Consider the following 24,324-nt stretch of genomic DNA (forward strand, 5'->3'; position numbering starts at 1 on the left):
CAGCTTCGCGCGCGGGTGGACCCACGACCCGGCGGACGCGCCGCGGCCCGGGAGACGGATGTCCCCCGGGCCGCGGTCGATGCGCCGGCTCAGTAGCCGGCGAGAGGCAGCAGGATGTTGCGCGGCGTCTCGTTCGTGGCGAGCCACTCCTGGACGGCCGGGTCCTGGAAGGCGGCGACGAGCTTCTGGATGTTCTCGGTGTCCTTCCACTTCGAGCCGATCGTCAGCTGGCCAGCGCACTCGTCGGGCGGGGTCGGCGCGAAGATCTGCTTCTCGATCGGGATCTGCGCCGAGAGGTAGTACTCGGTGTAGCCGACGGCGGCGTCGAGGTCGGGCAGCGCACGCGACTGGGCGGCGAAGTCGAGCAGGCGGAACTGCAGGTCCTTCGGGTTCGACACGATGTCGTCGACCGTGGCCTCGTAGTACTCGACCGCGGGGTCGATCTCGATCAGGCCGGCCTCCTGCAGCACCCAGAGCCCCTGCGCCTCGTTGGCCGGGTCGGAGTACAGCGAGACGGTCGCGCCCTGCGGGAGCTCGTCGACGCTCTCCCACCTGTCCGACCACAGGCCGAAGCCCCAGCGGAACACGGGGGTCGCGGCCTCGAGCTGGAAGTCCGGGTTGGCCTCGAGCACCTGGCCCAGCCAGAGCTTGTGCTGGTAGATCGTGCCGGCGACCTCGCCCTCGCTCACGGCGCGGTTCAGGGTCGTGCTGTCGGCGAGGCCGCGGAAGGCCACCTCGATGCCGTACTTGGGCGCGACCTCCTCTGCCACGAACTCGATGAGCGCGGTCTCGGTGGGCTGACCCTCGACGGTCGTGATGTAGAGCGTGGCGGCGGGCGTCTCGTTCGCCGTGGCCGTGCCGCCGAGGCGCGGGACGATCAGGACGGCCGCGATCGCGGCGGCCGCGACGACTCCGCCGACGATCCAGGGCCACTTCGAGCGGCGCTTGAGCTCGAGCTCGAGATCGGGCCCGTCTGGGGCGCCGGCGCTCGGCTTGACGAGCGTGGGGGTGTCGGTCATGGGGATGCTCCGATTTCGGGTGGGGTATTCGGGTGGGGTGGGGTGCGGGATCAGCGGGCGCGCTGCAGCAGGCGGGGCCGGCCGGCCGAGCGGGCCAGCTCCGGCGTCGCGCGACGGACGAGCCGGTCGCCGACCAGCTGGATCGCTCCGACGAACAGCACGAGCGCGATGATCGTCGCGAGCATGACCGGCTGGGCGCGGATCGCATTCTCGACGATCCGGCTGAAGAACGCCGTTCCCGCGAGGGTCATGGGCACCACGGCGGCCGGGATGCCGATGCTCGTGCCGACGACCAGCCGCGTGAACGGGATCAGCGCCGCCATGAGCACGAGGAAGGGCAGCGATCGCATGATGCTGATGAGCCAGCTCAGCACGCCGTGCAGCAGGCGGTTCGGGAACAGCCCGCCCTCCGACAGGTTGAACACGAGCACGCCGAGCGGGGTGCCGAGCAGGACCACGAGGAACATGACGATCGCGACCATCGCGAGCGTCTCACCCAGCGCGGGCAGCAGCAGCGCGATGATGCGCTCGAACTCCGAGGTGTCGTTCACGACGCCACCGCCTCGAGCTCGACGCGCGCGGCGGCCGCATCCGAGGCTCCCGCGTTGAGCCGCTTGGGCGCGAGGCCCTCCCGCCGCAGCGCCGTCTCCAGCGCGCACGCCCGGTCGGCGTCCGCCTGGATGACCACCCAGCCCACGGGGGCGCCGTGCACCACGCGCACGTCGGCCTGCAGTATGCCGATGTGGGCGCCGAACTCGGCGCTCACATGCGCGAGCCAGTCGGGGCGCACGTCCGCGGCGCCGTACGAGACCTGCCAGACGCCGTGGGCCGAGTCGGCGAACAGCGTCGAGATGTCGGGGTCGATCGAGATCAGCGCCTCGCCGACCTCGGACTCCGGCGAGGTGAGCAGGTCCTCGAGCCGACCGTATTCGGCGATCCGGCCGCGCTCGATGCGCGCGACCGTGTCGGCCACGTCGACGACGGTGTCCATCTCGTGCGTGATGAAGAGCACGGAGAGGTTCAGATCGTCGCGGAGCTCCTTGAGCAGGCGCGTGATGGAACGCGTCGTCTCGGGGTCGAGGCCCGACGTCGCCTCGTCGGAGAGCAGCACCGAGGGCCGCAGCGCGAGGGCGCGCGCGATGCCCACGCGCTGGCGCTGCCCGCCCGAGAGCTGGTGCGGGTAGTAGTCGGCCCTGTCGGCGAGCCCGACGCGGTCGAGCAGCTCGGCGACGCGGGCCTTGCGGGCGCGGTCGGTCACGCCGAGGTAGCGCAGCGGCAGCCCGACGTTCTCGGCGGCGGTGCGGCGCGACTGCAGGCCATCCGACTGGAAGATCGTGCCGATGCCGCGGCGCGCGACGCGCAGCTCGCGCTCGCTCAGGCGCGACAGGTCCCGGCCGTTCACGCGGACGCTGCCCGACGTCGGGCGCTCCAGGAGGTTCACGCACTGCGCGAGCGTGCTCTTGCCCGCGCCGCTCGGACCGACGACCGCGAGGATCTCGCCGGGCTGCACGACAAGGTCGATGTCGTCGAGCACGCGCACCGGCCCGGTGCGTCCCGGGTAGTCCTTCGTCAGGTGGTCCAGCTCGATCATGCGGATGACATGAGGGGCGGGCGGGCGGCGCCGCCGGACGCGCGGTAACCGGACGACGCGGAGCATAAGACGGCGTCACATATATCGGTCGCATCCCCCTGATGACGCGGCATGAAGAGGCCGCCCGCCCCCGACGGGATGGGGACGGGCGGCCGGTCAGGGGGACGATCAGCCGGTGTAGACCGTGCGCTCGCCGTTCATCGCGATCGTGATCGGCGTCAGGTACGCCGACGCGTCCGCGGACGTCAGGTTGTAGGTGTTGTAAAGCCCGTACTCCTCGGCCACCGTGCGGGTCGCGAGCAGCGTCGCCGTGCCGGGATCGGTCGCCGTCAGGTTCACGGCGGCCGGAGCGAGCGCGTCCTTCCCGAGCCCGGGGACCTCCGGCACGATCCACGTGCCGTAGAGCGCGTTCCAGCTGTAGTCGATGAGCTCGCCCACCCGGATGTCCTCGTACTCGAGCGTCTCGGTGATCGGGCCGTACCAGTACAGCGAGATGATCTTGTCGGGCATCCGCGTGCGGAGCGCCTTGACCAGGTACGGGAACGACCACGCGTTGACCGGGTGGCCGAGGTCGTATCGCGCCCACTCGTCGTCGAAGTCGATACCATCCAGCTCGTACGTGTACACGGCGTCGGCGAGCTGCGCCGCGAAGGCGTCGGCCTCCTCGTAGGTCTGGAAGTTCGCGAAGCCGACGCCGCCGTGGTTGCCGAGGATCGACAGCAGAACCTTGATGCCCTGCTTCTACAGCGGACGGACCTCGGTGTCGACGTTCTGCAGCACGCGGGTCACGTTCTCGTTGTGGTGCAGCACGGCCCTGCCGGTGCCGTCGTTGTTGATGTTCGAGGCGAAGACGATGCCGATGTCGAACGCGTTCGCGCCGCTCTTGGCGAGCTTGTAGCGCCCGACGTTGAGCATGCTCTGATTGTTCACCTCGACGTAGCAGACCATGCCGGGGCCCAGCTTCACGGGGCGGGGCTTGTTGCCGCCCGGCGCGGCGAACGCGGCGGATCCGGCGCCGATCGACGCCGCTCCGAGGACGGATCCTGCCGCGACCGAGCCGGCGATCCGCATCATGTCGCGTCGCGAGAGTTTCTCGTCCCACGGGTGCTCCTCCTGTTCCGGGCCGGCGTCGTTGCCCGCACGGACTTCACTTGACCGGTTTAGCTGGTTAGTCAAGGGCTGCTCCGCGAATCGATCGAAACGTCACCGCGACAGTCGCCATCCGTCGGCCGACGACTCGACCCGGCCGTCGAGCTCCAGCAGGCCGAGCTCGGCCTGCACCTCGGCGAAGGACATTCCCGATCGACGCGCGACGTCGGCCAGGTCGCGCCAGGCGCGGGCGGCCAGCGCGTCCAGGACGCGGATGGCCTCGGGGCGCGGGCGGTCGTCGGCGGGCGCCGCCCCGCCGGGGCCCCATTCGCCGAGGAGCTCGCGCACGTCCGCCGCGCACGTGACGCAGGTGGCGTCGAACTCGCGCAGCAGCCGATGGCAGCCGTCGGACGTCGCGCTCGTGACGGCGCCGGGCACCGCGCCGAGCGGACGCCCGAGCGCCGCGGCGTGCCCGGCGGTGTTGAGCGAGCCGCTGCGCCGGCCCGCCTCGACCACGACGGTCGCGGCGCTCACGGCGGCGATCAGCCTGTTGCGCTGGAGGAACCTCCACTTGGTCGGGGTGCCGCCGGGTGCGACCTCCCCCACGATCGCGCCCCGCTCGGCGATGCGCGCGAACAGGTGCGCGTGCCCGGCCGGGTAGACCCGATCCGCGCCGCCCGCGACGAAGGCGACCGTGAGGCCGCCGGCGCCCAGCGCCGCGCGGTGCGCGACGCCGTCGATGCCGTACGCGCCGCCGGAGACGACGGCGACCCCCTCCCCCGCCAGGTCGCCCGCGAGCATCCCGGCGACGTGCTCGCCGTAGGCCGTGGACGCGCGGGCCCCGACGAGCGCCACCGAGCGGTCGAGCGCGCCGAGCGCCGCGGCGTCGCCGCGCACCCACAGCGCCACCGGGGCGTGCGCGCCGAGGTCCGCGAGCCGCTCGGGCCAGACCGCGCCCTCCGGCGCGAGCAGCGTCAGGCCCGCCCGGACCGCATCGTGCGCCACCGCCGCGAGCAGCCGGGCGCCGAGGCGGGGTCGCCAGCGCTCGAGCTGCACGGCGAGCTCGCGCGGCTCGACGCCCGGCACGCCGGGCATGAGGCCGCCGGCCGCCGCGCGCTCGACCGCCCGCAGCGCGTCCACCGCGCCCAGCGCGGCCACGAGGGACCCGGCCACGGAGTCCCCAGGCTCGGCCAGAGCGCTCCACACCAGGCGGGCCGCGCGCACGTCCGGATCCGTCACGGTCGACAGGACCAGGCCGACGGCCTCGCGCAGGCCGCCGTCCCGCAGCACGCCGGGCTCGCTCATCCGGTCACCCCCTTCTTCAGGAACAGCGCCTGACCGACGTCGGCCGTCGACGGCTGGTCGCGCCCGGCGAGGTCGGCGATGGTCCATGCCACGCGCAGGATGCGGTCATAGCCGCGCAGCGTGATGGCGCCGCGCTGCAGGGCCGTCTCGAGCGTGCGCCGCGCGTCCGGGGCGATGGCACGCGGCCCCTGCCGCAGCCACGCGCCGGGCACGTCGGCGTTGACCCGCCACGGCGTGCCGTGCAGCCGCGCCGCGGCGCGCTCCCGGGCCGCCGCGACCCGCTCGTGCGCCTCGGCGGTGCTCACCGGCGCGGTGCCGTCGTGGTGCGACGAGGCGACGCGCTGCAGCCGCAGGTCGATGTCCATCCGGTCCAGCAGGGGCCCCGACAGCCGGGACAGGTAGCGCCGGATCACGCTGGGCGCGCAGGCGCACGCGCCTCCCCGCACGCCGTACTCGCCGCACGGGCAGGGGTTGGTCGCCAGCACGAGCTGGAACCGCGCGGGAAACTCCGCCCGGAATCCGGCGCGGTGGATCTCGATCCGGCCCTGCTCGAGCGGCTGCCGCAGCGCGTCGAGCACCCCGCCGGGCGCCTCCGCGGCCTCGTCGACGAACAGGACGCCGCGGCTCGCGCGCGCGATCGCCCCGGGTCGCGCCGTGCGCGAGCCGCCGCCGATCAGCGCGGCGATCGACGCGGAGTGGTGCGGCGCCTCGAAAGGCGGCGTGCGGTCCAGCTTCGAAACGGGCTCTCCGGCCAGCGACCGGAGCGAGGCGACCTCGAGCGCGGCGTCGTCGTCGAGCGGCGGCAGGATGCCCGGCAGGCGCCGCGCGAGCATGGTCTTCCCCGCTCCGGGAGGCCCCGACATGAGCAGGTGATGCCCGCCCGCCGCGGCCACGATCAGCGCCTCGACCGCGGCGGGCTGCCCCACGATCTCCGCCAGGTCCAGGCGCTCGGTGGCGCGCGGGCGCCGCGCCTCCCCCGGCACGGGCTCGACGTCGGGCACCTCGACGTCGGCGCCGTGCCAGCGCGCCACCTGCGCCAGGCTGACGGCCCCCAGCACCTCGACGCCGGGCACGAGCTCGGCCTCGGCGAGGTTGGCGTGCGGGACGACGAACCGGTCGAAGCCCCGCCGCGCGGCCGCGTGCACGGCCGGCAGCACGCCGGGGACCGGCCGCAGCCGCCCGTCCAGGCCGAGCTCGCCGATGTGCACCGTGCGCGCCAGGGACTCGGGCGGCATGAGACCGTCCGTCGCGAGCGCCGCGACTGCGATCGCGACGTCGAAGCCCGTTCCCTGCTTCGGCAGCCCGGCCGGCGAGAGGTTCACCGTGAGGCGCCGGTCGGGAAGCCGCATGTCGCTGTTCTCGCACGCGTTCGTGACGCGCCGGACGGCCTCGCCGAGCGCCTTGTCCGCCAGCCCGATGAGCTTGAACTCGGGCGTCTGCGCCGTGAGGTCGGCCTCGACCTCCACGAGCTCGCCGCGCAGACCCGTCAGGGCAACGGCCCACGTGCGCGCGACCCTCACCGCAGCCCCTCGAGGTGCTCGAGCGTCGCCGTGCGCGGGTCGCGCCCGATGATCGCGATGCCGTCCACCCGGATCCGGCGGCGGCGCGCGTGTCCGGGATGGGCGGCGGCCCACGCCAGCGCCAGCCGCCAGAGCCGGCCGAGCTTGCGATCGTCGATCGCCGCGAACGGATGCCCGTACGCGATCCCGCTGCGCGTCTTCACCTCGACCACCGCCAGGCGCCCGGGCCGGGCCGCGACGATGTCGATCTCGCCCGCGGGGCAGCGCCAGTTGCGGTCGAGGATCTCGTACCCGCGCTCCGTCAGATACGCGGCGGCGCGGTCCTCGCCCGCCCGGCCCAGCTCGTCCTTGCGTGCCATGCCCCGAGCGTGCCGGGGATCGCGGCGGCGCGAGCGGCCGGCGGCCGCTCAGGCGGAGATCCGGCCGTGGACGCGGCCTGTGGACGAGGGCCGGCTACTTGCCGTCGAGCGAGAGCTCCTCGGGCAGCTGGAAGTCGCGCCGCGAGAGCTCCTCGATGTTGACGTCCTTGAACGTCAGGACGCGCACCGACTTCACGAAGCGGTCGGCGCGGTAGATGTCCCACACCCAGACGTCGGTCATCGTCAGCTCGAAGTAGAAGTCGTGCTCGGTGTCGTGACGCACGACGCTGACGTCGTTGGCGAGGTAGAAGCGCCGTTCCGTCTCGATCACGTACTGGAACTGCGAGACGACGTCGCGGTACTCGCGGTAGAGCGCCAGCTCGAGTTCGCGGTCGTAGTCGTCGAAGACCTCGTCATCCATGGTGACTCCATCCTATGGCCGCGCGGGAGCGCGCCGGACCGGCCCGGAGCGCACGCCGCCGAGGCGGGCCCGGGCCCGGTCAGAACAGCGTCGGGGCGTCCGCGATCGCCCACGAGCGCCGGTGGTGCGCGCTCAGGCCGAGCTCGCGGATCGCGGCGCGGTGCGTGGGGCTGGCGTAGCCCTTGTTGCTGCACCAGTCGTAGTGCGGGTGCTCGTCGTGCAGGGCCACCATGCGGGCATCCCTGGCGACCTTCGCGATGACCGACGCGGCCGAGGCCGATGCGCAGTCGCGGTCGGCCTTGATGACGGGCCGCACCGTGAGCCCCGCCCCGCCGGCCGGGCGCGACACGGGGGTGATGTAGTCGTGGTTGCCGTCCAGCAGCACGATGCCGGTCGCCGGGGCGAAGCCCAGCTCCTCGAGCGCCGCCAGCGCCCGCACGGCCGCGAGCCCGAGAGCGCGGATGATGCCGACCTCGTCGATCTCGTCGGCCTCGGCCCACCCGACGGCGCTGGCGCGCACCCATCCGGCGGCGCGCTCGGCCACGGCGGCCCGCTTCGGCTCGGGCACGAGCTTCGAGTCGCGCAGCCCCTCGGGCACGCGACGCCGCGCGGACGCGGCGTCGATCACCGAGGCGCCCACCGCGACCGGACCCGCCAGCGCGCCGCGCCCCACCTCGTCGCACGCGAAGACCAGCGGCGTCTCGCGCAGCAGGCGCCGCTCCAGCGACAGGGTGGGCACGGCGACGGCCATCAGCGCGACGCCTCCTCGATCGCGTCGGCGGCCCCTGGCACGCCGGCGAACACCTCGTGGTGTCCGTCGATGGGTCCGAACCGCTCGAGCGGCCATGTCCGCAGGAACACCCGGCCCACCACGTTGTCGAGCGGCACGAATCCCTCGCCGGGCTGGTCCGTGTTGTAGCGCGAGTCCTTCGACCGGTCGCGGTTGTCGCCCAGCACCCACAGCGATCCGTCGGGCACCGTCACGTCGAACTCGACCTCGGACGCCTCGGTGTCGCCGGCGGGCAGCTTGATGTAGCCCATCTCGTCGATCGGCACGTCGTTGACCGTGATCTGGCCGAACGCGTTGCAGCAGACGACGTGGTCTCCGGGGAGACCGATGATCCGCTTGACCAGGTGGTCGTCGGAGTCGGAGGCGGACAGGCCCACGAGACTGAGCAGCCAGTCCACGCCGGTCTCGAACGGCGACCGCGGCGGCTCGGGCGTCGGGTCGAGCCAGCCGCCCGGGTCGGCGAACACGACGACGTCGCCCCGGTCGTATCCGGACCAGTCGGGCGTCAGCTCGTCGACCAGGATCCGGTCGTTGATGACGAGCGTGTCCTCCATCGACGCTGACGGGATGAAGAACGAGCGCACCACGAAGGTCTTCACGAGGAACGACACGACCACCGCGATCAGGACGATCACGAGCACGTCGCGCAGGAAGGCGAGCCAGCCGCGGCCCCGCCGCGGGGCGTGCGCCGCGGCCTCCCGCGCGTCGCGACGGTGCAGGGGCGCTGCGGAGGCGGGGGGCTCGCTGCTCATGGGTTCCTTCGACTGCCGCGCCCGGTCCGGAGCGCTCCTTCCAGGTTCGCACATCCGGACCCGTGCGACCGTCGGCCCGCCGACGATCCGCGCACGTCGCGCGCGTCGCGTCGCCGCCCCTCCCCGGATGCACGGAACCCCGCGACCGATCGGTCGCGGGGTTCCATGGGAGTGGGACGCGGGCTCAGCCGTTGTCGCGCTTCTCCTTGATCTTCGCCTTCTTGCCGCGCAGGTTGCGCAGGTAGTACAGCTTGGCGCGGCGCACGTCACCGCGGGTCACGACCTCGATGTGGTCGATGACCGGCGAGTGCACCGGGAAGGTGCGCTCCACGCCGACCTGGAAGCTGATCTTGCGGACCGTGAAGGTCTCGCGGACGCCGTCGCCCTGGCGGCCGATCACGACACCCTGGAAGACCTGGATGCGCGAGCGCGAGCCCTCGACGATGTTGACGTGGACCTTGACGGTGTCGCCGGGGCCGAACTCGGGGATGTCGGTGCGCAGCGAGGCGGCGTCGACGGTGTCGAGGATGTGCATATCGGATCACTTCCTGCGGCCGCCACAGGTCGGCCGCGTCTGAGATGGTGGTTGTCTGCGTGTGCTGTGAGGTCGGACGACCCTCGGCTCCCCTGAGGCAGAGCGGCGAAGCGGGCACAGCGACAGCTGCACCGGCCACGGCACAAACAGCGATCTTATCAGAACCGATCGCACGCCGCCGGCCGGGCCCGGGCGCGTCAGCGCTCGTCGATGACGATGACGTTCGACGTGGAGGGGGTGCGGAGCAGCCGCGACGGCGACGCCTCGCGCCACAGCTGCCAGAGCTGCAGCCACAGGAGGCCGACGGCGGCGAGGATCGCGAGCGCCAGCGTGAGGCCGAACCAGGCCTCCACGAACAGACCGACCGCGATCGTCAGGGCGTGCCAGACCCCGAAGCCCGCCACGTCGAGCCACGACACGGCACCCGTCCGCCGCACGGACGGGCGGGCGCGGTTCAGCAGGATCAGCACGACCTGGCCGATCAGGACCGACGGCACGGCGATGAAGAGCACCCACAGGAAGGCCCATCCGTTCGCCCCCGACACGCCCCAGCCGATCAGCAGCCAGACGGGCAGCACGACGGCCGCGGGCCACAGCCAGCGGGAGAGCAGACGACGGAGGGCCATGTCCCGATGCTAGGCGCGCTCCCCCGCCGACGGGCGGGTCGGATCCCGATCCATGAGGAAGACACAGGATGCCACCGGCCGTCCAGACGGGATCAGGGAGAATGGACGCGAGTGAGAGGACTCTGATGATCGAACTGCGCACCCCGGCCGAGATCGAGCAGATGCGGCCCGCGGGCCGGTTCGTCGCGGAGGTGCTCGCGACCCTGCGCGGGGAGACCAAGGTCGGCACCAACCTGCTCGCGCTCGACCGGCGCGCGCACGACATGATCCGCAGGGCCGGCGCGGAGTCCTGCTACATCGACTACCACCCCTCGTTCGGCGCGAGCCCGTTCGGCAAGGTGATCTGCACGTCGATCAACGACGCCGTGCTCCACGGCCTCCCCTTCGACTACGCGCTGCGCGACGGCGACCTCGTCACGCTCGACTTCGCGGCGTCCGTCGACGGATGGGTCGCCGACTCGGCCGTGTCGTTCGTGGTCGGCACCCCGCGCGACGAGGACCTCGCGCTGATCGACACGACCGAGCGCGCCCTCGACGCCGCGATCGCCGCGGCCACGGTCGGCAACCGGATCGGCGACATCTCGGCCGCGATCGCCGCCGTCGCCCGCGGCGAGGGCCTCAGCATCAACACGGACTTCGGCGGACACGGCGTCGGCCGCATCATGCACGGCGACCCGCACGTCCCCAACGACGGCCGCCCGGGCCGGGGCTTCCCCCTCAAGCCTGGCCTCGTGATCGCGATCGAGCCGTGGTTCCTGCAGACCACCGACGAGCTCATCACCGACCCGGACGGCTGGACGCTGCGCAGCGCGGACGGCTCGCGCGGCGCGCACTCGGAGCACACCATCGCGATCACCGAGGACGGCCCGATCGTCCTCACCGACCGCACCGGCCTCTGAACCGCGGCCCCGCCGAGACCGCAACGCCGCCCCGAGACCGCAGCGGACCGATGCGGTCTCGGGCCGGGGATGCGGTCTCGTGCCGGGGATGACGTCTCGCGCCGCGCGGAACTCACACGCGGCGCCGCCCCGACGTGAGGGAATCGTTCGCTCGGGGTAATCGAACGCCGCGCCGCGGCGAAACACGCCGTTCCTACCGTGGGATCCACACCGTCCCCCACCGGCAGGAGCGAGATGACCGCCTCGACCGAAACACCCCGTCGCATCGTCGTCGTCGGCGCCGGCATGGTGGCGCACCGCTTCGTCGAGAGCCTGCTGAGCCGCACCGACGCCGACGTGCGCGTCACGCTGATCGGCGACGAGGGCCGCCACCCGTACGACCGCGTCGGCCTCACGGGCTTCTTCTCGGGCGCGGGCGCCGACGACCTCACGCTCGACCGGGGCGTGCTCGACGACGAGCGCCTCTCGTTCACGCCCGGCGACCCCGTCATCCGGATCGACCGCTCGGCGCGCACCGTCACGACGCGCTCGCGCGCCGAGATCGCCTACGACCGCCTGGTGCTCGCGACCGGCTCCTACGCGGCCCGTCCCGGAGCGGACGGCGCCGACCTGCCCGGCACGTTCGTGTACCGCACGCTCGACGACGTCGCGGGCATCCGCGCGTTCGTGGAGTCCCGCTCCGCCGAGCTCGGCCGGCCGCTCGCGGGCACCGTGATCGGCGGCGGCCTGCTCGGCCTCGAAGCCGCGGGCGCGCTGCAGGGCCTCGGCGTGGAGTGCACGGTCGTGCAGTCGTCGGACCGGCTCATGTCGGCGCAGCTGGACCTCGCGGGCGGCTCGACGCTGCGCCGCCTGATCGAGGCCAAGGGCATCGCGGTGCGCACCGAGAGCCGCACCACGCGCCTCGACCCGGATCGCTCGGGTCACGTCACGGGCCTCGAGTTCCGCGACGGCTCGTACGCCCGCACGGACGTCGTGATCTTCACGGTCGGCGTGCGCCCGCGCGACGAGCTGGGCCGCGAGGCGGGCCTCGAGATCGGCGCGCACGGCGGCGTCGTGATCGACGAGGGCTGCCTCACGAGCGACCCGGCCATCCTGGCGATCGGCGAGGTCGCGAGCTTCGAGGACCGCTGCGTGGGCCTGGTGGCCCCCGGCTACGCCATGGCCGAGGTCGCGGCCGACCGCCTGCTCGGCGGCGCCGCGGCGTTCCCCGGATACGACGACTCCACCAAGCTGAAGCTGTCGGGGGTCGACGTCGCGAGCTTCGGCGACGCGTTCGGCACCACGCCCGGCGCGCTGGACGTCGTCTACACCGACCCGGTCGCGGGCGTCTACAAGAAGCTCGTGCTCTCGGACGACGCCAAGACCCTGCTCGGCGGCATCCTGGTCGGCGACGCGTCGGCGTACGGCTCGCTGCGCCCGCTCGTGGGCAGTGCCCTGGGCGGGGACCCCGCCGCGTACCTGATGCCGGCCGACGGCGTCGAGGCCCCGACCGGCGACCTGCCCGACGAGGCGATCGTCTGCTCGTGCTCGAGCGTCACCGCGGGCCGGATCCGCGGCGCCGTGCACGAGGACGGCTGCATGGACGCCACCGCTGTCAAGACGTGCACCAAGGCCGGCGCCACCTGCGGATCCTGCTTCGTGGCGGTCAAGAAGATCGTCGGCCAGGAGCTGACCAAGCTCGGCCAGACCGTCAGCAACGCGATGTGCGAGCACTTCGACATGTCGCGCCGGCAGCTGTTCGACGCCATCCGGGTGTCGGAGCTCACGACGTTCAGCGCGATCATCGAGCGCTTCGGACACGGCCGCGGCTGCGACATCTGCAAGCCGACGATCGCGAGCATCCTGTCGGGCCTGGTGGGCGCGCACGTGCTCGAGGGCGAGAACGCGACGCTGCAGGACACCAACGACCACGTGATGGCCAACCTGCAGAAGGACGGCTCGTACTCGGTCGTGCCGCGCATGCCCGGCGGCGAGGTCACGCCCGAGGGACTGATCGCGGTCGGCCAGATCGCGAAGGACTTCGGCCTCTACACGAAGATCACGGGCGGCCAGCGCGTCGACATGTTCGGCGCGCGCCTCGAGCAGCTGCCGCTGATCTGGCAGCGCCTGGTGGACGCCGGCTTCGAGTCGGGCCACGCGTACGGCAAGTCGCTGCGCACCGTGAAGTCGTGCGTCGGCTCGACGTGGTGCCGGTACGGCGTGCTCGACTCGGTCGGGATGGCCGTCAAGCTCGAGCTGCGCTACCGCGGCCTGCGCGCCCCGCACAAGTTCAAGCTCGGCGTCTCGGGCTGCGCGCGCGAGTGCGCCGAGGCCCGCGGCAAGGACGTCGGCGTCATCGCGACCGAGCACGGCTGGAACATGTACGTCGGCGGTAACGGCGGCTTCACGCCCCGCCACGCGCAGCTGCTGGCCGAGGGCCTGGACGACGACGCGCTGATCACGGCGATCGACCGGTTCTTCATGTACTACATCCGCACGGCCGACCGCCTGCAGCGCACGGCCCCGTGGTTCGAGGAGCTCGAGGGCGGCATCGAGGAGCTGCGCCGCGTGATCTTCGAGGACAGCCTGGGGATCTGCGCCGACCTGGACGCGCAGATGGCGCGCCACGTCGACAACTACGAGGACGAGTGGGCAGCGACCCTGCGCGACCCCGAGAAGCTGAAGCGCTTCGCGTCGTTCGTGAACGCGCCCGACACGCCGGACCCCTCGCTCGCGTACGTGCCCGAGCGCGGCCAGGTGCGCCCCGCCTCGCCCGAGGAGCGCGAGGCCGCGGAGCGCGAGGACGGCCCCGTCCTGATCGCCGGAACCACGCTGGAGGTGCGTCGATGACGCTGGTCGCCCGTCCCGAGACCGACCGCCCGGAGACCGCGGCGCCCGCCGCCGGCTCCGCGTCCGGCTGGGTGCGCGTGTGCGCCCTGAGCGACCTGGAGGTCGAGCGCGGCCGCGCGGCCCTGCTCGGCGCGACGACCCAGGTCGCGCTGTTCCTGCTGACCGACGGCACGGTCCGCGCGGTCTCCAACTACGACCCGTACGGCGGCGCGAACGTCCTCTCGCGCGGCATCGTCGGGACGAAATCCCTCGGAAACACGCCGACGTCGTCGGGAAACACGCCTCCGGGATACTCGGACGACGACGGGGCGCGCGAGGACGTGCCCACCATCGCCTCGCCCCTCCACAAGCAGGCGTGGGACCTCCGCACCGGGATGGTCGTGGAGACCCAGGGCAAGGATGCGCGCGACATCCCCGTCTTCCCCGTCGCGGTCTCGGACGGGGACGTGTACATCAAGTGGGACGGAGCGAGATCGTGACGACCATGCTCGGGGTGTCGCTCGCCGGTCGAGACGTGCTGTTCGTGGGCGGCGGCTCGGTCGCCGCCCGCCGCCTCCCCCGCCTGCTCGACGAGGGCGCCGTCATCCGGATCGTGGCCCCCGAGCTGTCCGACGAGGCGCGCGAGCTCGTCGACCGGCACGGCATCGCCTGGGCACCGCGCCCCGTGCGCGAGGAGGACGTCGACGGCGCGTGGCTCGTGCACACCGCGACCGGAAGCGCCCGCCTCGACGCCGACGTCGCGGCGTGGTGCGAGACGCGGCGCACGTTCTGCGTGAACGCGTCGGACGGCGCGCACGGATCCGCGCGGCTGACCGCCGAGACGCGCTCCGGCGACGTCGTGATCGGCGTCGCGTCGGACGCCGGCGTCGACCCCCGCCGCGCGGCCCGCGTCCGCAACGCGATCGCGGCCCTCGCGGACCGCGGCGCCCTGCCGCTGCGCCGCGTGCGCGAGACCGCCCGCGGCCGCGTCGCCCTCGTCGGCGGCGGCCCCGGCCCCGTGGACCTCATGACCGTGCGGGCGCGCCGGCTGCTGGCCGAGGCGGACGTCGTGATCGCCGACCGCCTGGGGCCCGTCGACGTGCTGAGCGAGCTCGACCCGGAGGTCGAGGTCGTCGACGTGGGCAAGCGCCCCGGGCACCACCCCGTGCCCCAGGACCGGATCAACGCCCTGATCGTCGAGCACGCCCGCGCCGGGCGCCGCGTCGTGCGCCTGAAGGGCGGCGATCCGTTCGTGTTCGGACGCGGCGGCGAGGAGGTCACCGCGTGCCTCGAGGCGGGCCTGCCGGTCGAGGTCGTCCCCGCGCCCACGTCGGCCGTGTCGGTCCCCCAGGCCGCCGGCATCCCCGTGACGCACCGCGGCGTCTCGGGCGCCATGCACGTCGTCAACGGCCAGGCGCCGCTGACCGCATCCACGCTCGCGGCGCTCGCCGACGACGCCGTCACGACCGTGGTGCTCATGGGCGTCGCGGCGCTCGAGCGCATCGTCGCGGGCGCGATGGAGGCCGGAGCGCCCGACACCCGGCCGGTGGCGATCGTCGAGAGCGGGCACACGCCGCAGCAGCGCACGACCCGAACGACGCTGGCCCGGGCGGTGGCCGACGCCCGCGCGGCGGGCGTGCGCAATCCCGCGGTGATCGTGATCGGCGAGGTCGCGCGCCTCGACCTCCTGCTGCCGGCACCGGCCGCGGCGATCGCGGGCGACGCGGCCTGACCCGACCCGGTCCGCACCCGACGGGCCGTCGCGTCACATCCGCGAAATCTCCACCCCCGACACTGAGGACGTGAACCACGTGCCGGACACCGCACCCGAACCCTCCCCCGCGGCCCGCCTGCTCTCGAACGCGCTCACCGGCTGCGCGATCCTCATCGCGGTCGACCGCCGCTCGAGCGAGCTCACGGCGGCCCTCGAGCGCCACGGCGCGACCGTGCAGCAGGCGCCCGCGCTCACGATCGAGTCGCACATCGACGACGCCACCCTGATCTCCCGCACGCGCGAGCTGATCGCCGACCCGCCGGACGTCGTGGTCGCGACCACCGGCGTCGGCTTCCGGGGCTGGATCGAGGCGGCCGAGGAGGCCGGACTGGCCGACGAGCTGCTCGCGGCCTTCCGCGGCGCGCAGCTGGTCGCCCGCGGCCCCAAGGCGCGCGGCGCGATCCAGCAGGCCGGGCTCACGGCCGACTGGGTCGCCGAGTCCGAGACCGCCGCCGAGCTCGGCGAATACCTCGTGGCCGAGGGCGTGTCGGGCAAGCGCATCGCCGTGCAGCATCACGGCTCAGGGGCCGACGGGCTCGACGAGCTGTTCGAGTCGCACGGGGCCCAGGTCGTGAGCCTCACGGTGTACCGCTGGGGACCGCCGCCGGACCCCGCCGTCGTGCGCCACAGCGTGCTCGCCACGGCGCGCGGCGAGTTCGACGCGGTGCTGTTCACCTCGGCGCCGGGAGCGGCCGAGTGGCTCAAGGAGGCCGAGCGCGCGGGCGCGCTGGAGGACATCCGGATGCTCGCCACCGAGCGGCGGCTGCTCATGACCGCGGTGGGGCCGATCACCGCCGAGCCGCTCGTCGCGGCCGGGATCGAGACGCTGATCGCCGAGCGCGGGCGGCTGGGATCGCTCGTGCGCGCCGTCGTCACGTACTTCGGCGGCGGGCACGCGCCCTCCCACCTGACGCCGGCCGGACGGCTGGAGATGCGCAGCGCCGGCGCGGTGCTCGACGGGCGGTTCATCCCGCTCTCCCCGACCAGCGCCGACGTCCTGGCGACGCTGTTCCTCGCGGGCGGCGGGGTCGTGTCGCGCACGGATCTGCAGCGCGCGCTGCCCCGCTCCGGCGACAGCGCGCACGCGGTCGAGATGGCCGTCGCCCGGCTGCGCGAGGCCCTGGGCGCGCCCGACGTGGTCAAGACGGTCGTCAAGCGCGGCTACCGTCTGAATGTGGAGGATCCCGAATGACCGCGACGCCGACGCTCATCGCCTGCTCGCACGGCACCCGCTTCGCCGAGGGCCGCGACGCCGTCCACGCGCTCATCGAGCAGGTGCGCGGGCTCCTGCCCGGGGTGTCCGTCGCCGAGGCGTTCGTGGATGTGCAGGACCCATCGATCGACGACGTGGTCGCCGCGACGGACGGCCCGGCGGTGATCGTGCCGCTGCTGCTGTCGGCCGGCTTCCACACGGGCGTCGACATCGCGCGGGCGGCCGCGACGCGCGCCGACGTGACGGCGACCGCTCCTCTGGGCCCCCATCCGCTCCTGGCCGAGGTGCTGTCCGAGCGGCTCGCGGAGTCGGGGCTCGCGGACGGCGACCACGTCGTGCTCGCCGCCGCCGGTTCGTCGCGCCCCGAGGCCGCGACGGACGTCGAGGCGATGCGCGACCTGCTCGCCGCGCTGCTCCACCGGCCCGTGACGGTCGGCTACGCGGCCGGCGCCGATCCGCGGATCCCGGCGGCGGTCGACGCCGCCCGGGCGGCCGGCGCGCCGCGCGTGGTCGCCGCCAGCTACGTGCTCGCGCCGGGCTACTTCGCCAACCTCGTGGCCGACGCGGGCGCCGACGTCGTCACCGCTCCGCTCGCCCCCGACCTCCGCGTCGCCCAGGTGATCGCCGAGCGCTACCACGAGGGCGTCTCCGCACTGGCCTGATCCACGCCGGCCCGATCCGTCAGCCGCCGATCGCGTTCATTCCCCGCGCGGGCTGGAGGAACGACGGATCGTCGATCGCGTGGCCCGGGAGCTTGCGCAGGATGCACCCGCGCAGCATGGCGTCCAGGTCGCGGTCCAGATCGTCGGAATCGCCGCGCAGGATGGGCAGCAGGTCGAACTCGGTCGTCGAGAACAGGCAGTTGCGCAGCTGGCCGTCCGCGGTGAGCCGGAGGCGGTCGCACGCGCCGCAGAACGGCGCCGTGACCGACGCGATCACGCCGACGCGCGCAGGGCCGCCGTCGAGCAGCCACGTCTCGGCCGGCGCGCCGCCGCGCCCCGGCACGGGCGTCAGCTCCCACCGGACGGACAGCGCGGCGAGGATCTCCTCGCGCGTCACCATCCGCTCGCGCGACCAGGTGTGGCCGGCGTCGAGCGGCATCTGCTCGATGAAGCGCAGCTGCGCGCCGTGCCCGACCGCGAACTCCACCAGGTCGACCAGCTCGTCGTCGTTCACGTCGCGCATCGCGACCGCGTTGAGCTTGAGCGGGCTCAGCCCCGACTCGGCCGCCGCGGCGATGCCGTCGAGCACGTCGTCGAGGCGGTCGCGGCGCGTGAGATCGCGGAAGCGGTCGCGGCGCAGCGTGTCGATCGAGATGTTCAGGCGCGACAGCCCGGCGTCGATCAGCCCCGGGAGGGACTCCCGCAGCCGGATGCCGTTGGTCGTCATCGCGATCTGCACGGGCCCGTCGGGCCCCTCGATCCGCGCGAGCCGGCGCACCACGTCGACGATGTCCGTGCGCAGCAGCGGCTCGCCGCCCGTGAGGCGGAACGTCGTGATCCCCGCCGCGGCCGCGATGCGCGCGACGCGGTCGATCTCGTCCAGGGTCAGGATGCTCGTCTTCGCGAGCCACTCGTTGCCCTGCTCCGGCATGCAGTACGTGCAGCGCAGCGAGCACCGGTCCGTGAGCGAGATCCGCAGGTCGCGGTGCACGCGCCCGAAGGTGTCGACCAGAGGGCCGGACGCGGCGAGGTCGCCGACGGGCTCCGCCCGGCGGCCGATCGCGACCGGCACCGCGGTCATGACCCTCGCCTCATCCATCCAGCCTACGGTCCGTCGGCGCACGTGGCGCCACCCGCGACATGTCCTCCCGGGCGGCGGGGGCGCGCGCCGCCGCCGCCCGCACATGCCGTGAGGCGTCAGCCCGCGGGCAGCAGGCGGACGTCCTCGGGCTCGAGCGCGAGCCGCACCGGATCGCCGGGCGCCAGAGCGAGCGCCGCGAGCTGGGCGGCCGTGACCTCCGCGACCACGTCGGGACGGCTGGTGTGCACACGCGCGCCGCCGGGCGTCGGCTCCAGCCGCACCACGCGGGCCAGCCAGCGCCCCACCGGGCGCGGCTCCTCGCGCGCGAGGCGGAGCGCGCCGGTCCAGGTGTCCTCCGCGGCGCGCTCGACGCGCACGTCCGCGGGGCGGAACACCGCCACGAGGCCGGCGCCGTCCGGGACCTCGGCCGCCGACGCCGCCGCGAGCCGCACGTCGCCGTCGACTCCGTCGGCGCGCCAGGCGCCCCCGTCCGCGACACCATGCACGCGGTTGAGCCCGGCGACAGCCGCCACGAAGCCCGTCGCGGGAGCCTCGAGCACGTCCCGCACGGCGCCCTCCTGCGTGACGGCGCCGCGCTCGATCACGACGACCCGCCTCGCGAGCGCCGCGGCGTCGAACGCATCGTGCGTCACGATGAGCGCGGTCGTCCGCGTGGAGGACAGCTGATCGTGCAGCACGGCGCGGATGTCCGCCGCAGTCTCTGCGTCGAGCGAGGTGAGGGGCTCGTCGAGCAGCAGCAGGCGGGGCGTCACGGCCAGGGCGCGGGCCAGCGCCACGCGCTGCTGCTGACCGCCGGAGAGCTCACGGGGGCGGTGATCGCCCGAGCCCGACAGTCCGACGCGCCACAGCCACTCGTCCGCCGCCCGGCGCGCGACGTCCTTTCGCGTGCCCCGTACGGCGAGCCCGAACGCGACGTTGTCCCGGACGGAGAGGTGTGGGAACAGCCGCGGATCCTGGCCGAGCAGGACGACGCCGCGCCGCGAGGCGGGCAGGTGCCGGCGGCGGGTGATCACGGTGCCGTCCGGCAGGCGGATGGACCCGGAGGAGAGCCGCACATCCCCCGCCAGCGCGGCGAGCAGCGTCGACTTGCCGGCGCCGCTCGGTCCCATCACGGCGGTCACGGCGCCGTGCGGCGCGCGCAGCGCGGCGTCCAGCCGGAACGCGCCGCGGCGCACCACGACGTCGGCCTCGAGGGCCGCGTCCGCCCCATCCACGGGGTGCGTGCCGGCGGGCACGACCGCGCGGCTCATCGCACGCTCCCGGGTCGCCAGCCGCGCACGAGCAGCAGCACCGCGACGGCCGTGACGAGCAGCAGCAGCGACAGCGCCACGGCGGGACCCTGGTCGACGCCGGAGCCGTTGAAGGCCGTGTAGATCGCGAGGGGCATGGTCTGCGTGACGCCGGGGCTGTTGCCCGCGAACAGCGCGGTCGCGCCGAACTCGCCGATCGCGCGCGCGAAGCACAGTACGACGCCGGCGACCAGGCCCGGCGCCGCGAGCGGCAGCGTGACCCGCCACAGCACGTGCCAGCGCCCCGCCCCGAGCGACGCGGCAGTGCGCTCGTAGTCGACCCCGATCGAGCGGACCGAGGCCTCGACCGCGAGCACCAGGAACGGCAGCGCGACGAACACCTGGGCGATCACGACCGCCGCCGTCGTGAACGGCAGGGCCAGCCCCGCTCCGTTGAGCCACCCGCCGACTGGCCCCGTGCGCCCGAACAGGAGCAGCAGCGCGACGCCGCCCACCATGGGCGGCAGCACGAGCGGAACGGTCACCAGCACCCGCAGCACCGCTGCGATCCACGACCGCGACCGCGCGATCAGCAGCGCCAGCGGGACGCCGAGCGCCAGACAGACGGCGGTCGCGATCGCGCCCGTGACGAGCGAGAGGACGAGCGCGTCGCGCGCCGCGGGGGCCGACACGTCGACCCACAGCCGGCTCCAGTCCGCGCGCGCGACGAGACCCCCGAGCGGCACGACGAGCAGCGCGAGGCCCAGGATCGCCGGGAGCGCCAGGATGCGGGGCAGGTGCCCGGCGGCGGCGTCTCTCGCGCGCGGCGGGCGCGCGCGTCGGTCATCCGTCATGGTCGTCTCCCCCGATTCGACATCCGACACCCGATCTTGGCGCGGACCGCGCCGTCCGCGCACCCCGCCGCTCCCGCGCCAGCCCGCCCGCGGCGTCACGGCGCCCCGAAGCCGAGCTCGGCGAGGATCGCGCGCCCCTCGGGCCCGGCCGCGAACTCGGCGAACTCCCGCGCCGCCTCCGGGTTCGGCGCGGCGCGGAGCACCGCGATGGGATAGCGGTTCACCACCTCGTCGGCCCCGTCCGCCTCGATCGCGACGACGTCGCCGCGGAGGGCGTCCGTGCGATACACGAGCCCGGCGTCCGCCTCCCCCACCGCGATCTTCGTCACCACGCCGCCGACGTTCTGCTCGAGGCTCGCGGGCTCGACCGCGACGCCCGCGGCATCGAGGAGCCGCGCGCTCGCCGCGCCGCAGGGCACCTCGGGGGCGCACAGCACCACGGTCGTGCCGGGCCGGGCGAGGTCGTCCAGCGCGCGCACGCCCGCGGGGTTTCCCGACGGCACCGCGAGCACGAGCGTGTTCGTCGCGAACACCACCGGGTCGTGGATCAGCGGCGCCACGCGCGCCATGGTCGCCTCGTCGGCGCTCGCGAAGACGTCCGCCCTCGCGCCCTCCTCGAGCTGGGTCGCCAGGACCTGCGAGCCGTCCGAGACGACCGGGCGCACGTCCACGTCAGGATGCCGCTCCTCGAACGCCGCGGCGATCTCCTCCATGGCCGGCGCGACCGACGCGGCGGCGTACACCGTCAGCGCGCCGCCCTCCGGGGCCTCGGGCGCGCATCCGGCCAGCGCCGCCGCGGTGGCGGCGGCCGCCACGATCCGGAGGGCACGCACGCTCCGATCCTGGCACGGGGCGACGGGCCGCCCGACCCGCCCGGTCCCCGCGCGCCCCCGCGGCCGTAGGCTGTCGGCATGTCCCCCACCCCCGTCCCGCTGCCGCCGCTGGTCGAGCCGGTCGCCGCGCTGAGCGCCGCGGAGAGCGCACGCACCGCGCGGCACCACGTGCTCGCACCGCTCGGCGAGCTCGGACAGCGCCGGCTCGCCGCGGCCCACGTCGCGATCGTCGGCGCGGGCGGCCTCGGCTCGCCCGCCGTGCTGGCGCTCGCGGCGGCGGGGGTCGGCACGCTGACCGTGATCGACGACGACGTGGTGGAGACCTCGAACCTGCAGCGGCAGCTGCTGCACCGGATGGCCGACGTCGGCCGTCCGAAGGTCGACTCCGCCGCGCGTGCCGCCGCCGACCTGGCGCCGGAGGGGCGCGTGCGCTCCGTGCGCGAGCGCCTCACGCCCGAGAACGCCGCCCGGCTGCTGGCCGGGGCGCACGTGGTGCTGGACGGCAGCGACACGTTCGACACGCGCCTTGCGGTGGCCGAGGCGTGCGACGTGCTCGGCGTGCCGCTCGTCTGGGGCACCGTGCAGGGCTTCGACGCGCAGGTGACCGTGTTCTGGTCCGCGCCACCGGCCGGCGCGGCCGCGGTGCGGCTCTCCGACCTCTACCCGGCCGGAAGCGCCGGGGATGTCCCGACGTGCGCGCAGGTCGGCGTGCTCGGATCGCTCTGCCTGCAGGTCGGCGCGCTCATGGCGACCCAGGCCATCACGCTGATCGCGGGCATCGGCGCGCCTCTGCTGGGCCGCATCCTCGTGATCGACGGCCTGCGCGCGACGCAGCGCGAGGTGCCGCTGCGCGGACGCTCGCCCGAGGCCGCGGTCGCGGCGCCGGCCGCGTCCGGGCCAGCGCGCGTGCGGCCCGCCGAGCTCGCCGGCGCGCTCGGCTCGCCCGCCGCGCCTCTCGTGGTGGACGTCCGCGAGCCGCACGAGGTGCGGGCCGGCACGATCGCCGGCGCGCTCCACGTGCCCCTCGGCGAACTGCGCGCCGATCCGGGCGCCGCGACCGCCCGCGTGCGCGACGCGGCGGACGGGCGCCCCGTCGTGGTCGTGTGCCTCAGCGGTGTGCGCTCGGCCGAGGGGGCGGCGCTGCTCGCGGCACACGGGATCGACGCCCGGACCCTGGACGGCGGCATCCGCACCTGGCCGGAGCCCCTGGTCGAGCCGGCGGTGACGACATGACCGCGCCCGGCCCGCTCCGCACCGTGGAAGAGCAGCTCGCGGACGTGCTCGCCGCGATCCAGGCGAACGGCCCGATCACCCTGACGCTGCCGGGCGCTGTCGGGCTGACGCTCGCGGAGCCCGTGCACGCACGGGTCGACGTGCCCGTGTTCGACAACTCCGCGATGGACGGCTTCGCCGTGCGCTGCGCGGATGTCGCGCACGCGTCGGCCGACGAGCCCATCGTGCTCCGCGTCGTCGCGGATCTCCCGGCGGGATCGTCCGAGGACCCTGCGCTGGCGCCCGGCGAGGCCGCGCGCATCATGACGGGGGCGCCGGTCCCGAGCGACGCCGACGCCATCGTGCCGTTCGAGGACACGGCCGGAGGCCTCGCCGACTCGCTCGGCGACATCCGGGTGATCCGCGCTCCCCGGGCCGTCGGCGCGCACATCCGTCGTCGCGGCGAGGACCAGCCGGCGGGCAGTCTGGTGATCCCGGCCGGCGCGCGGCTCGGACCGCTCGAGCTCTCGGCCGCGGCCGCGACCGGAGTGGACCGCGTGATCGTGGCGCGGCCCCCGCGCGTCGTGGTCGTCTCCACCGGCGATGAGCTCGTGGAGCCCGGCGCCGAGCTCGAGCGCGGCCAGATCCCCGAGTCGAACTCGGTGCTGCTCGCGGGGCTCGTGCGCGCGACCGGCGCCGAGCTGCTGCGGGCCGCGTGCGTGTCCGACGACCCCGACGAGCTGCGCGCGCTGCTCGCCGAGACGAGCGAGGCGGACGTCGTGATCACGTCCGGAGGCGTGAGCGCCGGCGCGTACGAGGTCGTCCGGCACGCGCTCGAGGGCGAGATCGCCTTCACCCGGGTCGCGATGCAGCCCGGCAAGCCGCAGGCCTTCGGGCGGCTGTCGAACGGGGCGCTGCTGTTCGGGCTCCCGGGGAACCCCGTGAGCGTGGCCGTGTCGTTCGAGACCTTCGTGCGCCCCGCGCTGCTCGCGATGCAGGGCCGCGAGGACCTGCACCGCCCCGTGCTCCGTCTTCCCGCCGCGACGGGCTGGCGCACGCCCCCAGGACGCCGCCAGTACGTGCCGGCCGCGATCGACCGCTCCGACCCGGCGCGCTGGACCGTGCGGCCCGCGACCGCCGGTGGCTCGGGCTCGCACCTGGCCGCCGGTCTCGCGCGCGCCGCGGCCTACGCGGTCGTGCCCGCCGAGGTCGACGCGGTCGCCGAGGGCGACCTCGTCGATGTCATGCTGTTGCCATGAGCTTCACCCACCTCGACGCCGCCGGTCACGCCCGCATGGTCGACGTGACCGACAAGCAGCCGACCGTCCGCTCGGCGACCGCACGGGGCTTCGTGCGCGTCGCCCCCGAGACCGTGGCGGCGCTGCGCGACGGCGCAGTGCCCAAGGGCGACGTGCTGGCGGTCGCGCGGATCGCCGGCATCCAGGGCGCGAAGCGCTGCGCCGAGCTGCTGCCGCTCGCGCACGTGATCGGCGTGCACGGCGCGGCCGTCGACCTCGCGGTCGAGGACGAGGGCGTCGCGATCGAGGCCACGGTGCGCACGGCCGACCGCACGGGCGTCGAGATGGAGGCTCTGACGGCCGTCGCGATCGCGGCGCTGTCGGTCGTCGACATGGTGAAGGGCATGGATCGCTCGGCCCGCATCGAGAACGCCCGGATCGTCGCGAAGACCGGCGGGCGGAGCGGATCCTGGACGCGCGAGGAGGACTGAAC

General features: G+C 74.4%; 26 protein-coding genes. 9 read left to right on the forward strand and 17 right to left on the reverse strand.

The window, feature by feature from the left end; translation table 11 throughout:
- Positions 1-89: 89 nt before the first annotated feature.
- The 13 genes from B5M43_RS09660 to B5M43_RS09720 form a co-directional block, all read right to left on the reverse strand.
- The gene (locus B5M43_RS09660) at positions 90-1,019 is read right to left on the reverse strand and encodes a MetQ/NlpA family ABC transporter substrate-binding protein (protein WP_134745166.1); all 930 of its coding nucleotides are present in this window, start codon (positions 1,017-1,019) and stop codon (positions 90-92) included.
- Positions 1,020-1,069: 50 nt separating this feature from the next.
- On the reverse strand, positions 1,070-1,570 hold the full coding sequence (locus B5M43_RS09665) for a hypothetical protein (protein WP_134745167.1): 501 nt from the start codon (positions 1,568-1,570) through the stop codon (positions 1,070-1,072).
- Complete coding sequence (locus B5M43_RS09670) at positions 1,567-2,610, reverse strand: methionine ABC transporter ATP-binding protein (protein ID WP_134745168.1); 1,044 nt, start codon at positions 2,608-2,610, stop codon at positions 1,567-1,569. Before B5M43_RS09670 ends, B5M43_RS09665 begins: the two co-directional genes overlap by 4 nt.
- Before the next feature lie 168 nt (positions 2,611-2,778).
- On the reverse strand, positions 2,779-3,342 hold the full coding sequence (locus tag B5M43_RS09675) for a glycosyl hydrolase family 18 protein (RefSeq protein WP_205829454.1): 564 nt from the start codon (positions 3,340-3,342) through the stop codon (positions 2,779-2,781).
- A 9-nt stretch (positions 3,343-3,351) separates the two neighbouring features.
- Positions 3,352-3,684: a hypothetical protein gene (locus B5M43_RS09680; RefSeq protein ID WP_205829448.1), complete on the reverse strand. Its 333-nt coding sequence runs from the start codon at positions 3,682-3,684 to the stop codon at positions 3,352-3,354.
- Positions 3,685-3,813: 129 nt separating this feature from the next.
- Entirely contained in the window at positions 3,814-5,004 is a 1,191-nt protein-coding gene (dprA, locus tag B5M43_RS09685; protein WP_205829449.1) for a DNA-processing protein DprA, read from the reverse strand.
- Entirely contained in the window at positions 5,001-6,524 is a 1,524-nt protein-coding gene (locus tag B5M43_RS09690; protein WP_134745170.1) for a YifB family Mg chelatase-like AAA ATPase, read from the reverse strand. The genes dprA and B5M43_RS09690 overlap by 4 nt, the downstream gene beginning before the upstream one ends.
- Positions 6,521-6,883, reverse strand: a complete 363-nt coding sequence (locus B5M43_RS09695) for a YraN family protein (RefSeq protein ID WP_055991182.1) — start codon at positions 6,881-6,883, stop codon at positions 6,521-6,523. The genes B5M43_RS09690 and B5M43_RS09695 overlap by 4 nt, the downstream gene beginning before the upstream one ends.
- 94 nt (positions 6,884-6,977) lie before the next feature.
- Entirely contained in the window at positions 6,978-7,304 is a 327-nt protein-coding gene (locus tag B5M43_RS09700) for a DUF2469 domain-containing protein (protein ID WP_134745171.1), read from the reverse strand.
- Positions 7,305-7,383: 79 nt separating this feature from the next.
- Positions 7,384-8,055, reverse strand: a complete 672-nt coding sequence (locus tag B5M43_RS09705; protein WP_134745172.1) for a ribonuclease HII — start codon at positions 8,053-8,055, stop codon at positions 7,384-7,386.
- Entirely contained in the window at positions 8,055-8,846 is a 792-nt protein-coding gene (lepB, locus tag B5M43_RS09710) for a signal peptidase I (RefSeq protein WP_055991173.1), read from the reverse strand. The genes B5M43_RS09705 and lepB overlap by 1 nt, the downstream gene beginning before the upstream one ends.
- A 184-nt stretch (positions 8,847-9,030) precedes the next feature.
- Entirely contained in the window at positions 9,031-9,381 is a 351-nt protein-coding gene (gene rplS, locus B5M43_RS09715) for a 50S ribosomal protein L19 (RefSeq protein WP_055991170.1), read from the reverse strand.
- Between the two features lie 197 nt (positions 9,382-9,578).
- Positions 9,579-10,007, reverse strand: a complete 429-nt coding sequence (locus B5M43_RS09720; RefSeq protein WP_055991167.1) for a hypothetical protein — start codon at positions 10,005-10,007, stop codon at positions 9,579-9,581.
- A gap of 125 nt (positions 10,008-10,132) precedes the next feature.
- Between B5M43_RS09720 and map the strand changes: the two genes are divergently transcribed.
- The 6 genes from map to B5M43_RS09750 all read left to right on the forward strand — a co-directional run bounded on the left by map (position 10,133) and on the right by B5M43_RS09750 (position 17,363).
- Positions 10,133-10,906 carry a type I methionyl aminopeptidase gene (map, locus tag B5M43_RS09725; protein WP_134745173.1) on the forward strand — a complete coding sequence of 258 codons (774 nt, stop codon included), beginning with the start codon at positions 10,133-10,135 and terminating at the stop codon, positions 10,904-10,906.
- 234 nt (positions 10,907-11,140) lie between these two features.
- The gene (gene nirB / locus B5M43_RS09730; protein WP_205829450.1) at positions 11,141-13,735 is read left to right on the forward strand and encodes a nitrite reductase large subunit NirB; all 2,595 of its coding nucleotides are present in this window, start codon (positions 11,141-11,143) and stop codon (positions 13,733-13,735) included.
- Entirely contained in the window at positions 13,732-14,214 is a 483-nt protein-coding gene (locus B5M43_RS09735) for a nitrite reductase (NAD(P)H) small subunit (protein ID WP_134745174.1), read from the forward strand. Before nirB ends, B5M43_RS09735 begins: the two co-directional genes overlap by 4 nt.
- A 5-nt stretch (positions 14,215-14,219) precedes the next feature.
- Positions 14,220-15,446 carry a uroporphyrinogen-III C-methyltransferase gene (cobA, locus tag B5M43_RS09740; protein WP_230667930.1) on the forward strand — a complete coding sequence of 409 codons (1,227 nt, stop codon included), beginning with the start codon at positions 14,220-14,222 and terminating at the stop codon, positions 15,444-15,446.
- A 70-nt stretch (positions 15,447-15,516) separates the two neighbouring features.
- A complete protein-coding gene (locus B5M43_RS09745; RefSeq protein WP_374198162.1) occupies positions 15,517-16,680 on the forward strand; it encodes a uroporphyrinogen-III synthase in 1,164 nt (387 codons plus the stop codon).
- Positions 16,677-17,363, forward strand: a complete 687-nt coding sequence (locus B5M43_RS09750; protein WP_134745176.1) for a sirohydrochlorin chelatase — start codon at positions 16,677-16,679, stop codon at positions 17,361-17,363. Before B5M43_RS09745 ends, B5M43_RS09750 begins: the two co-directional genes overlap by 4 nt.
- Before the next feature lie 19 nt (positions 17,364-17,382).
- Here the strand turns inward: B5M43_RS09750 and moaA are convergent, their stop codons facing one another.
- The 4 genes from moaA to modA all read right to left on the reverse strand — a co-directional run bounded on the left by moaA (position 17,383) and on the right by modA (position 21,381).
- Entirely contained in the window at positions 17,383-18,444 is a 1,062-nt protein-coding gene (gene moaA / locus B5M43_RS09755; protein WP_205829451.1) for a GTP 3',8-cyclase MoaA, read from the reverse strand.
- A gap of 116 nt (positions 18,445-18,560) precedes the next feature.
- Positions 18,561-19,715: a sulfate/molybdate ABC transporter ATP-binding protein gene (locus tag B5M43_RS09760; RefSeq protein WP_134745178.1), complete on the reverse strand. Its 1,155-nt coding sequence runs from the start codon at positions 19,713-19,715 to the stop codon at positions 18,561-18,563.
- Entirely contained in the window at positions 19,712-20,548 is an 837-nt protein-coding gene (locus tag B5M43_RS09765) for an ABC transporter permease (RefSeq protein ID WP_134745179.1), read from the reverse strand. The genes B5M43_RS09760 and B5M43_RS09765 overlap by 4 nt, the downstream gene beginning before the upstream one ends.
- Positions 20,549-20,643: 95 nt before the next feature.
- Positions 20,644-21,381: a molybdate ABC transporter substrate-binding protein gene (modA, locus tag B5M43_RS09770; protein ID WP_134745180.1), complete on the reverse strand. Its 738-nt coding sequence runs from the start codon at positions 21,379-21,381 to the stop codon at positions 20,644-20,646.
- Between the two features lie 78 nt (positions 21,382-21,459).
- On the opposite strand from modA, the gene B5M43_RS09775 reads away from it, so the two are divergent.
- The 3 genes from B5M43_RS09775 to moaC are packed head-to-tail and all read left to right on the forward strand — an operon-like array spanning position 21,460 to position 24,322.
- Positions 21,460-22,614, forward strand: coding sequence for a ThiF family adenylyltransferase (locus B5M43_RS09775; RefSeq protein ID WP_134745181.1), 1,155 nt, complete (start codon positions 21,460-21,462; stop codon positions 22,612-22,614).
- Complete coding sequence (gene glp, locus B5M43_RS09780; protein ID WP_134745182.1) at positions 22,611-23,852, forward strand: gephyrin-like molybdotransferase Glp; 1,242 nt, start codon at positions 22,611-22,613, stop codon at positions 23,850-23,852. Before B5M43_RS09775 ends, glp begins: the two co-directional genes overlap by 4 nt.
- Positions 23,849-24,322, forward strand: coding sequence for a cyclic pyranopterin monophosphate synthase MoaC (gene moaC / locus B5M43_RS09785; RefSeq protein WP_055991137.1), 474 nt, complete (start codon positions 23,849-23,851; stop codon positions 24,320-24,322). Before glp ends, moaC begins: the two co-directional genes overlap by 4 nt.
- The last annotated feature ends 2 nt before the right edge of the window (positions 24,323-24,324 follow it).

Source organism: Microbacterium sp. MEC084, assembly GCF_004514465.2.
Lineage (GTDB): Bacteria > Actinomycetota > Actinomycetes > Actinomycetales > Microbacteriaceae > Microbacterium.

What these genes read in the sequence shown, in the direction of transcription:
- B5M43_RS09765 (WP_134745179.1), bottom strand. Translation starts at nt 20,548, where the DNA reads ATGACGGATGACCGACGCGCGCGCCCGCCGCGCGCGAGAGACGCCGCC.
- B5M43_RS09750 (WP_134745176.1), top strand. Translation starts at nt 16,677, where the DNA reads ATGACCGCGACGCCGACGCTCATCGCCTGCTCGCACGGCACCCGCTTC.
- moaC (WP_055991137.1), top strand. Translation starts at nt 23,849, where the DNA reads ATGAGCTTCACCCACCTCGACGCCGCCGGTCACGCCCGCATGGTCGAC.
- lepB (WP_055991173.1), bottom strand. Translation starts at nt 8,846, where the DNA reads ATGAGCAGCGAGCCCCCCGCCTCCGCAGCGCCCCTGCACCGTCGCGAC.
- B5M43_RS09660 (WP_134745166.1), bottom strand. Translation starts at nt 1,019, where the DNA reads ATGACCGACACCCCCACGCTCGTCAAGCCGAGCGCCGGCGCCCCAGAC.
- B5M43_RS09670 (WP_134745168.1), bottom strand. Translation starts at nt 2,610, where the DNA reads ATGATCGAGCTGGACCACCTGACGAAGGACTACCCGGGACGCACCGGG.
- B5M43_RS09760 (WP_134745178.1), bottom strand. Translation starts at nt 19,715, where the DNA reads ATGAGCCGCGCGGTCGTGCCCGCCGGCACGCACCCCGTGGATGGGGCG.
- B5M43_RS09705 (WP_134745172.1), bottom strand. Translation starts at nt 8,055, where the DNA reads ATGGCCGTCGCCGTGCCCACCCTGTCGCTGGAGCGGCGCCTGCTGCGC.
- B5M43_RS09735 (WP_134745174.1), top strand. Translation starts at nt 13,732, where the DNA reads ATGACGCTGGTCGCCCGTCCCGAGACCGACCGCCCGGAGACCGCGGCG.
- rplS (WP_055991170.1), bottom strand. Translation starts at nt 9,381, where the DNA reads ATGCACATCCTCGACACCGTCGACGCCGCCTCGCTGCGCACCGACATC.
- B5M43_RS09700 (WP_134745171.1), bottom strand. Translation starts at nt 7,304, where the DNA reads ATGGATGACGAGGTCTTCGACGACTACGACCGCGAACTCGAGCTGGCG.
- map (WP_134745173.1), top strand. Translation starts at nt 10,133, where the DNA reads ATGATCGAACTGCGCACCCCGGCCGAGATCGAGCAGATGCGGCCCGCG.
- B5M43_RS09680 (WP_205829448.1), bottom strand. Translation starts at nt 3,684, where the DNA reads ATGATGCGGATCGCCGGCTCGGTCGCGGCAGGATCCGTCCTCGGAGCG.
- B5M43_RS09720 (WP_055991167.1), bottom strand. Translation starts at nt 10,007, where the DNA reads ATGGCCCTCCGTCGTCTGCTCTCCCGCTGGCTGTGGCCCGCGGCCGTC.
- B5M43_RS09695 (WP_055991182.1), bottom strand. Translation starts at nt 6,883, where the DNA reads ATGGCACGCAAGGACGAGCTGGGCCGGGCGGGCGAGGACCGCGCCGCC.
- nirB (WP_205829450.1), top strand. Translation starts at nt 11,141, where the DNA reads ATGACCGCCTCGACCGAAACACCCCGTCGCATCGTCGTCGTCGGCGCC.
- B5M43_RS09775 (WP_134745181.1), top strand. Translation starts at nt 21,460, where the DNA reads ATGTCCCCCACCCCCGTCCCGCTGCCGCCGCTGGTCGAGCCGGTCGCC.
- glp (WP_134745182.1), top strand. Translation starts at nt 22,611, where the DNA reads ATGACCGCGCCCGGCCCGCTCCGCACCGTGGAAGAGCAGCTCGCGGAC.
- cobA (WP_230667930.1), top strand. Translation starts at nt 14,220, where the DNA reads ATGCTCGGGGTGTCGCTCGCCGGTCGAGACGTGCTGTTCGTGGGCGGC.
- dprA (WP_205829449.1), bottom strand. Translation starts at nt 5,004, where the DNA reads ATGAGCGAGCCCGGCGTGCTGCGGGACGGCGGCCTGCGCGAGGCCGTC.
- moaA (WP_205829451.1), bottom strand. Translation starts at nt 18,444, where the DNA reads ATGACCGCGGTGCCGGTCGCGATCGGCCGCCGGGCGGAGCCCGTCGGC.